The sequence below is a fragment of the Marinomonas foliarum genome, from assembly GCF_003337275.1.
GTDB lineage: Bacteria > Pseudomonadota > Gammaproteobacteria > Pseudomonadales > Marinomonadaceae > Marinomonas > Marinomonas foliarum.
This window is the reverse complement of record NZ_QPJQ01000061.1, coordinates 1-7,448: the sequence shown is the minus strand read 5'-3', so window position 1 is coordinate 7,448 and position 7,448 is coordinate 1. Positions and strand designations below refer to the sequence as shown.

The 7,448-nt window shown below is 43.9% G+C and carries 9 protein-coding genes and 3 tRNA genes; 10 read left to right on the top strand and 2 right to left on the bottom strand.

Going from position 1 to position 7,448, the window contains the following annotated elements; genetic code table 11:
• Positions 1-132 precede the first annotated feature (132 nt).
• Positions 133-444, bottom strand: coding sequence for a ribosome hibernation-promoting factor, HPF/YfiA family (hpf, locus tag DFP77_RS19050; RefSeq protein ID WP_114413763.1), 312 nt, complete (start codon positions 442-444; stop codon positions 133-135).
• A gap of 232 nt (positions 445-676) precedes the next feature.
• Here hpf and DFP77_RS19045 point away from each other — a divergent pair, with 232 nt between their 5' ends.
• The 8 genes from DFP77_RS19045 (at position 677) to DFP77_RS19010 (ending at position 5,796) form a co-directional block, all read left to right on the top strand.
• Positions 677-1,486, top strand: coding sequence for a DnaT-like ssDNA-binding domain-containing protein (locus DFP77_RS19045; RefSeq protein ID WP_114413762.1), 810 nt, complete (start codon positions 677-679; stop codon positions 1,484-1,486).
• Complete coding sequence (locus DFP77_RS19040) at positions 1,395-2,210, top strand: replication protein P (protein WP_258861231.1); 816 nt, start codon at positions 1,395-1,397, stop codon at positions 2,208-2,210. The genes DFP77_RS19045 and DFP77_RS19040 overlap by 92 nt, the downstream gene beginning before the upstream one ends.
• 113 nt (positions 2,211-2,323) lie before the next feature.
• Positions 2,324-2,965: a response regulator gene (locus DFP77_RS19035; RefSeq protein WP_114413760.1), complete on the top strand. Its 642-nt coding sequence runs from the start codon at positions 2,324-2,326 to the stop codon at positions 2,963-2,965.
• Positions 2,966-2,983: 18 nt separating this feature from the next.
• The gene (uvrC, locus tag DFP77_RS19030) at positions 2,984-4,807 is read left to right on the top strand and encodes an excinuclease ABC subunit UvrC (protein WP_114413759.1); all 1,824 of its coding nucleotides are present in this window, start codon (positions 2,984-2,986) and stop codon (positions 4,805-4,807) included.
• A 63-nt stretch (positions 4,808-4,870) separates the two neighbouring features.
• A complete protein-coding gene (gene pgsA, locus DFP77_RS19025) occupies positions 4,871-5,431 on the top strand; it encodes a CDP-diacylglycerol--glycerol-3-phosphate 3-phosphatidyltransferase (protein WP_114413758.1) in 561 nt (186 codons plus the stop codon).
• 96 nt (positions 5,432-5,527) lie between these two features.
• Positions 5,528-5,602 (top strand) — tRNA-Gly (locus DFP77_RS19020).
• 22 nt (positions 5,603-5,624) lie between these two features.
• A tRNA-Cys gene (locus DFP77_RS19015) sits at positions 5,625-5,698 on the top strand.
• An 11-nt stretch (positions 5,699-5,709) separates the two neighbouring features.
• Positions 5,710-5,796: transfer RNA gene (locus DFP77_RS19010), tRNA-Leu, on the top strand.
• Between the two features lie 124 nt (positions 5,797-5,920).
• Here the strand turns inward: DFP77_RS19010 and DFP77_RS19005 are convergent.
• Positions 5,921-6,118, bottom strand: coding sequence for a CPXCG motif-containing cysteine-rich protein (locus DFP77_RS19005; RefSeq protein WP_114413757.1), 198 nt, complete (start codon positions 6,116-6,118; stop codon positions 5,921-5,923).
• 198 nt (positions 6,119-6,316) lie between these two features.
• Between DFP77_RS19005 and DFP77_RS19000 the strand changes: the two genes are divergently transcribed.
• Both DFP77_RS19000 and DFP77_RS18995 read left to right on the top strand, forming a co-directional pair.
• Entirely contained in the window at positions 6,317-6,751 is a 435-nt protein-coding gene (locus tag DFP77_RS19000) for a hypothetical protein (protein ID WP_147270576.1), read from the top strand.
• A 93-nt stretch (positions 6,752-6,844) separates the two neighbouring features.
• Entirely contained in the window at positions 6,845-7,276 is a 432-nt protein-coding gene (locus DFP77_RS18995; RefSeq protein ID WP_114413755.1) for an acyl-CoA thioesterase, read from the top strand.
• Positions 7,277-7,448 lie beyond the last annotated feature (172 nt).

Below are 7,448 nucleotides of genomic sequence, written 5' to 3'. Positions count from 1 at the left end.
AGCCTCAAGATGAAAACACCGAATCAAGTGCGAAAAGAGAAAGGCCAGCTACAGGAGCTGGCCTAAAAACTGTCAACCTATTTTAGGACGACACATAACTTGTTCGGTTGCCGTTTGTATAGCAACCCGCGATTAAAATGCTAATGACTTGGTTGCGCAGGCTTGTTTGGTTTTGTGTTTATCAACTTGTCGAGTTAATTTATCCACCATTTCATCTATGGCGTAAAATAGCCTGTCTTCAGAAGACGCAGCGGCAAAGATTTCTTTGCCAGGTAGGTGTAGGCAAGCTTCTGCTTTTTGAGATTTGTTGTCCTTAAGAAGTGTGACTTGAACAGAGGTAATTTGATCGGTCAATTTTGATACCTTCTCAAGTTTTTCATTGATGTGATCTTTAATAGCTGGGGTGACGTCGATATGGTGTCCAGAAATTTTGGTAGTGTGCATACTACTTTCCTCCAGAATAACGTTCGCGATACAGACAACGGAGTTAAATCAAATGGCTTGATAAACTAAGACTTGATGTTCATGTTGCTGTTAATTCAGCATAGGTGTGTTTTTTTGTACTGTCAAAGACGGGCGAGTTTTATTAAAAGAAGCGCGGTTCGCCTGCAAGGTTGTCGTGCTAATGGCAAAGGCTTTTGATAGACTGTTGTGCTAATTATGCGAAGCGAGATTTATGTTGGATAACGATTATTCATTACCGATATCATTTTCAATGGCCGCCCAGATTGGCCTAGAAGAGACAGTGTTGCTGACATTTCTAAAACAGCATACTTACCTTTCAGGCGCAAACGTATTGCGAGTTGAAATGAATCGACTTAGTGCACAGCTGCCTTTCTGGACCGTGCCTATGCTCATGCGTTTATTAACAAATTTGCAGATTAGTCAGTTGTTAAGTTTCCAGCGCCAAGAAGAAATCCTAGAGATTCAATTAGCGTCATCACAAAAAGTCGCTCAAGCGGTTAAGCCGGCTACGGAAAGAGTGTCGAAAGAAGATCCATTGATGGATAAAATGGACAGGTTGCATCGGGCTTCCCGTGAAAAACCGGAAGAATTTACTCCGCAGCCAAAAAGCTATCCTGCGAAGCAGCCAGTTCGACAACACGAAGCGCCGTTCTCTCCTCCTGTAGCGAATGACAGACGAGGCGTGACAGATTTTGATTTATACTTGGAACAAAAAGAGCGCGCTAGACAACCTGATCAATGGCAGCCGGAAGAGGCAACGTTAGAACAAATTGGTCAGGCTGGCATCGCCCGTGATTTTGCTCTGTCTTTACAGGCTGAGTTTTTGCTGAGAATCAAAGAGCAACGGAAAAATGTCAGAACTTGGAATAGCGAATTTTTTAAATACGTAAAACGTCAGTGGCAATACAAACAATCGGATAGGTCTTCATATGAAGGAACCTCAGGCAGTACAAAATTTACTAAAACCTCTAGAGAACAAGTTAGCGACGCCCTCAACAACATCCACGACACAGACTGGTGAGTATAGTTCGGCTGGCGCGACTCGTGACTCAGGTCCGACAGAAGCGGAACAACAAACTCGCGTACTAGTAAATATGTTGTTTGCACGCTTTAAAGCGATTTATACCCACAAATTTGCGTCAGCTTACAGCACCACAGATGAAGTGAAGCTTGCTAAGCGTGAATGGGCAATTGCCTTAAAAGGTTTTCAAGAGCCTCTGTTAGCGTACGCTGTAGAGCGAACCAAGGAAGTTCATGCTTGGCCTCCGACCATTGCAGATTTTTTGAAGCTGATTAATACCGCGTACAAAGCCTATGGTTTGGCGGATCCTCGTACTGCTTATCTTGAGGCTTGTGCTTGTCGTTCGGACCCTTTGCGATATAAATGGAGTCACCCAGCGGTATTTTTTGCAGGCTCTGAAGCGGGCTGGTACAAATTGAAATCTGAAGAAGAGCGTGTCAGCTGGCCTTTGTTTGAACAAAGTTATCTGAAAATCGTCGATCGAGTGATTGCTGGTGAGCGCTTAGTGATTCCCAAAGTAGTCATGATTGAAAGTAAGCCAACCCTCAGTGTGAAAGACTTGGCAAATAAGATCGCCAAAGAATTATCCCTTGATGAAGAGCAAATTACACCTTTGCTTTATTACACCCAAAAAACCAATGGCACGGGTGTGCGAGCAAGGTACAGAGAAATTTGTCAGCAAAAATTGCAAGAAATGGGTTATAAAGACAATCTTCCTGATTAAATGATTTTTTCTGAAAGGTTGTTATCAACATAATAGGTGATCAGCAGGATGCTATGTGTTTTATTCTTCGTTGAAGTAGAGGCGCAGATATAGGACAGTTTGGTGAGGTTGTTATGCTAAAAGTATTGATTGTTGACGACCATGACGTGGTTAGCCAAGGTATTAGTCGAGTATTGCAGGATGTAAAAGGCGTTAATGTGGTTGGCGTTGTGCATTCTGGAGAAGAAGCCGTTGCGCACAGTAAAGCGCTTCAACCAGATATCATTCTCATGGATATTCACATGCCTGGTATTGGCGGGTTGGGTGCCACGAAAGAAATTAAGCGAATTATGCCGAGAATTAAAATCATCGGTTTGTCCGCGCTGGACGACAATCTTTATCCAGTAAAATTGCTAGAAGCTGGAGCGTCTGGTTACCTTACTAAAGGCACGAAAACCTCCGAAATATTAGAGGCGATCGAAATGGTGTCCAAGGGCGAGCATTACATATCTAAAAATGTCGCCCAAAAAATGGCACTCTCTAAGTTCTCGATCGATGACCAAGGCTCGCCTTTGGGGCAATTGTCAGATCGAGAGTTACAAGTGGCTCAGATGATCATTGATTGTAAAAAATCCAATGAAATAGCTGATCTGCTCAATGTTAGCCCAAAAACAGTAAGCACTTATCGTACTCGTATTTTTACCAAATTAAACATAGACAGCGATGTGGAACTGATACATTTGGCGATACGTTACAGTGTGCTTGGTATGGGCTAGGCGAAAAACGAGGTTTGTTTGAGCCATTCAGAATTTGATCCAAAGCATTTTGTAAGCAACTTAACCACACGTCCGGGCGTTTATCGCATGTACGATGTAAAGGGTGAGTTGCTTTATGTTGGAAAAGCCAAAAATTTAAAAAATCGCGTTGCCAGCTATTTTCGTGTAACAGGACTAACGACCAAAACCATGGCCTTGGTTAGTCGTATTCACACCATTGAAATTGCTGTAACCAAAAGCGAAACAGAAGCCTTGCTTCTGGAGCAAACGCTTATCAAGCAGCATCGTCCGCCGTACAATATTTTGCTGCGAGATGATAAATCTTACCCATATATTCTGTTGTCGAATCACCATCATCCGGCGTTGTTGTTTCGTCGAGGCGATAAAACCGACAAAGGTACCTTATTCGGCCCGTTTCCAAGTGGTAGCGCCGTAAAAGAAAGCCTGAACACCATGCAAAAGGTCTTTAAAGTGCGTCAGTGTGAAGACAGCACCTATTCGAATAGATCTCGGCCTTGTTTGCAGTATCAAATCAAACGCTGTTCAGGGCCATGTGTGAACCTGATAAGTGACGAAGAATACGAAAACGATGTGCGTCACGCGCGCATGTTTTTACAAGGCAAAGACCAAGAACTGACAGCTGAAATCACCACGCAAATGAGCGCGGCTGCTGCGGATATGGAGTTTGAACGAGCTGCCGAGTTACGCGATCAAATCATTCAGCTCAAACACATCCAAGAACAGCAGCATGTTTATGGGCAAACAGGTGATGCTGACGTTATTGCGGCTATTATTCAGCCGGGTGGTTTGTGTGTTCACGTGATGATGGTTCGCAAAGGCAAAGTCGTCGGTAGCAAAAGCTACTACCCAAAAATGCCGATCGAAATCACAGAAGGCGAATTATTATCGTCTTTTATCGCTCAATTTTATCTCGGTGGTATTCAAGAGTTACCTAAGACGCTTATCATTAGTCATAAGCTTGAAGATGCTGACGCTCTGGTAGAAGGGATTTTTGAAACCACACAGAAGAAGATCGAAGTGCTGGACAGTGTGAGAGGTCAGCGTGCACGTTGGTTAGAGCTAGCAAAACTTAATGCAGAGCAAGGCTTACAAGCACGACTTTCAGATAAACGTAATCATTTTAGTCGCATAACAGCGCTGCAAAAGCTATTAGGCTTTTCTGAAGCGCCGATGCACATGGAATGTTTTGATATCAGTCATTCCAGTGGTGAAGCCACAGTGGCGTCTTGTGTGGTGTTTGGACCAGATGGACCTGATAAAAAGCGCTATCGATCTTTTAACATCGAAGGCGTTGAGCCGGGCGATGATTATGGTGCCATGAAACAAGCTTTAACTCGTCGTTATAAACGAGTGAAAAGCGGTGAACTAGACGCGCCAGATGTATTGCTAATAGACGGTGGTAAAGGGCAATTAACGCAAGCGGAAGCCGTATTAAAAGAACTGGGTCTGGTCAACATCTTTTTATTGGGCGTAGCCAAAGGCGATACGCGTAAACCCGGTCTTGAAACCTTGTATATTGGTTCCAAAGAAGATGAAGTTGTACTGCCGCCAGATTCAGCTGCTTTACACCTGATTCAGCATATACGAGATGAAGCACATAGGTTTGCGGTAAAAAGCCATCGTCGTAGACGTGACAAGAAGCGGCGTCACTCGGTCTTGGAAGATATTCCAGGTATTGGGCCAAATCGTCGTAAAGAGCTACTGACGGCCTTTGGTGGCTATCAAGAATTACTGTCAGCGAGTCAGGAAAATATCGCAAAGGTGAAAGGGATTAGCGCCAAAAAAGCAGAAGAAATTTATCTCTACCTCCATAAGAGTTAAGCTTGGCTAAGTGTTGGTGCATTTAGCGTAATAAATAGGAATGCTTTAAAAACTGGGAATAACATGAACATACCGAATATTTTAACTTCCGTGCGGATCTTTATGATTCCGGTTTTGGTAGTGATCTACTATTTGCCATGGGAAGGGCGTTATTACACTTGTGCGATTATATTTGCCTTGGCCGCTTTTACTGATTGGCTAGATGGATACTTGGCCAGAAAGCTAGACCAATCTACCGCCTTTGGTGCCTTCTTCGACCCTGTGGCTGATAAGCTAATGGTATCAATCGCTTTGGTGCTTTTGGTGGCGAGCTACTCAAATCCATTACTTACTTTAGCCAGTGCCGTTATTGTTGGGCGAGAGATCGTTATCTCGGCACTGCGTGAATGGATGGCAGAAATGGGCAAGCGCGCCAGCGTCGCCGTGTCTTACATTGGCAAGTTAAAAACCACCATGCAGATGTTGGCGATTTTCATTTTGTTGGGCAGCCGACCAGACACGTTTGCCGCGCATGTCGGAGAAGCCGTTTTGATCGCAGCGGCCTTGTTAACGCTTTGGTCTATGTATATTTATCTAAAAGCAGCATGGCCTGCGCTAATGCCTAAAGAGTCGAACAAAAACTAAACAGATTTAAAAAAAGTGCCTAAGTTAGTTATTTATTTGGATTTTTTCCTTGACGTGAAAGCTCAAATACATAGAATAGGCACCGTCTTTTGAGACGCGGGAATAGCTCAGTGGTAGAGCACAACCTTGCCAAGGTTGGGGTCGCGAGTTCGAGCCTCGTTTCCCGCTCCAATCAAAAGATAATCTGATAGAAGGCCGGATGGCAGAGTGGTCATGCAGCGGACTGCAACTCCGTGAACGCCGGTTCGATTCCGACTCCGGCCTCCAAAATCAGATATGCCCGGGTGGTGAAATTGGTAGACACACAAGACTTAAAATCTTGCGCTTTAACGAGCGTACCGGTTCGATTCCGGTCCCGGGCACCATTTATGGTGCCTTTTTTTATGCCTGAAATTTATCAAAGCGCCTAACTCCTTCCCTCTAAAATCCCATGTTTGAATCTATTGCCTTTTTGTTATCTGCATTTTTTTTGCCTTGTTTTTTGATTAATCAATACGTCTCATTTTCCGAGTGAACCGACACCGAGGTTGAGCCATCAAAGGCAGTGTCGATGTTAAAGGTGATCGGGCGGCAGCAGACTTGGCAGTCTTCTATGTATTCTTGGCTTTCATCCAGCACTTCTATCACGACTTCGATGCTTTCGCCGCAGTAGGGGCAGGAGATGTCTTGTTCGATTAATTCGCTCATAAGTGCCTCTTTAATTCATTGTTACGTTGTGGGTGTGGCGTTCTGCTGATATTTTTATCATAGATAAGGATGTGTCTTTTAGCTGACTGGTTATTGGTTTTTCCTATCTTTTATATGAGAATTCACACTTTTATCGATCTGCTTTCACGGTCTTTGTGCAACACTGTTAGGATCTGATATTCAAAATGAGGTGCGATGATGAGTGCTATTAAATATCTATCTGTTGTAGCGTTACCTGCTTTGCTGTTTGGTTGTTCTTCTGGGTCTCACGTTGTGACTGGACAACAGTTGCCAGAGATCGAAGTGGAAGAGGTGACTGTGTTTCAAGAGGCGCCAGCATTTGACTATACCGTTATTGGTACAGTAAAGGCGTCCAGTGATAGTGGTTTTACAGAAGATTCTAGAAAAGCAAAAGCCACGGAAGAACTAAAAGAGCAAGCCGCTAAAATAGGTGCCAATGGAGTGATTTTAGATGAAGTTACTCAGTTGTCTTTTAGGCGTTTGGGTACGGGTATTGGCTTGAGTGGCAGTAGTAATGGTGGAATAGGAACGTCTATTGGTTCGAGTTTTTCCTTCCCAACGACAGAAGCAAAAGGTACGGCCATTTCTTATGATGTTCTGATGACTGAATAGTCTTGCGTTGTGGTGGGTCTTGGTGAGTATTTTTGACTGCCTGTGATATCATTTTGCTGCTGGATTCCACAGCAAATTTTTTGAGAGAGTGTTATGTCAGGGTTAGAAGAAAAGGCAAAAGGTCGTCTTACGACTAGGACGGTCGCAATGCCAGGGGATACTAACCCTGCGGGCGATATTTTTGGTGGTTGGGTGGTTTCGCAAATGGACATCGCGGCCGGAATATGTGCTGGACAGCGTGCGCAATCTCGCGTGGTAACGGTTGCTCTGGATGGAATGAGTTTTATCCGTCCCGTAAAAGTCGGCGACATTTTAGGTGTTTATACTAGAGTTGAATCTGTTGGTCGTACGTCTATGAATATTCTTGTGGAGGCTTGGGTTCGCCGTGGCCGAATTGGCCAGCGTGAGAAAGTAACAGAAGGTATGTTCAAGTTTGTTGCGATTGACGATACTGGCGCATCGACACCGATTCCGAAAGAAGAAGATTTGCCAGATTATGTAATGAATGGCTTTGACGATCATTAATGGTTATTTGATTGTCTGATGAGAAGTTGAGAGCAAAAAAAAGCGCTTACCGAAGTAAGCGCTTTTTTTATGTTGGTTGTCCCATCCTAAAATACGTTGACATAAAGAGGACTTCTTTATGGCGACATCAGGTATCAAGTGTATTAAGCGCACACAGCGTGACTATTCAATG

What these genes read in the sequence shown, in the direction of transcription:
- DFP77_RS19035 (WP_114413760.1), top strand. Translation starts at nt 2,324, where the DNA reads ATGCTAAAAGTATTGATTGTTGACGACCATGACGTGGTTAGCCAAGGT.
- DFP77_RS19000 (WP_147270576.1), top strand. Translation starts at nt 6,317, where the DNA reads ATGAGTGCTATTAAATATCTATCTGTTGTAGCGTTACCTGCTTTGCTG.
- DFP77_RS19005 (WP_114413757.1), bottom strand. Translation starts at nt 6,118, where the DNA reads ATGAGCGAATTAATCGAACAAGACATCTCCTGCCCCTACTGCGGCGAA.
- hpf (WP_114413763.1), bottom strand. Translation starts at nt 444, where the DNA reads ATGCACACTACCAAAATTTCTGGACACCATATCGACGTCACCCCAGCT.
- DFP77_RS19045 (WP_114413762.1), top strand. Translation starts at nt 677, where the DNA reads ATGTTGGATAACGATTATTCATTACCGATATCATTTTCAATGGCCGCC.
- DFP77_RS18995 (WP_114413755.1), top strand. Translation starts at nt 6,845, where the DNA reads ATGTCAGGGTTAGAAGAAAAGGCAAAAGGTCGTCTTACGACTAGGACG.
- DFP77_RS19040 (WP_258861231.1), top strand. Translation starts at nt 1,395, where the DNA reads ATGAAGGAACCTCAGGCAGTACAAAATTTACTAAAACCTCTAGAGAAC.
- pgsA (WP_114413758.1), top strand. Translation starts at nt 4,871, where the DNA reads ATGAACATACCGAATATTTTAACTTCCGTGCGGATCTTTATGATTCCG.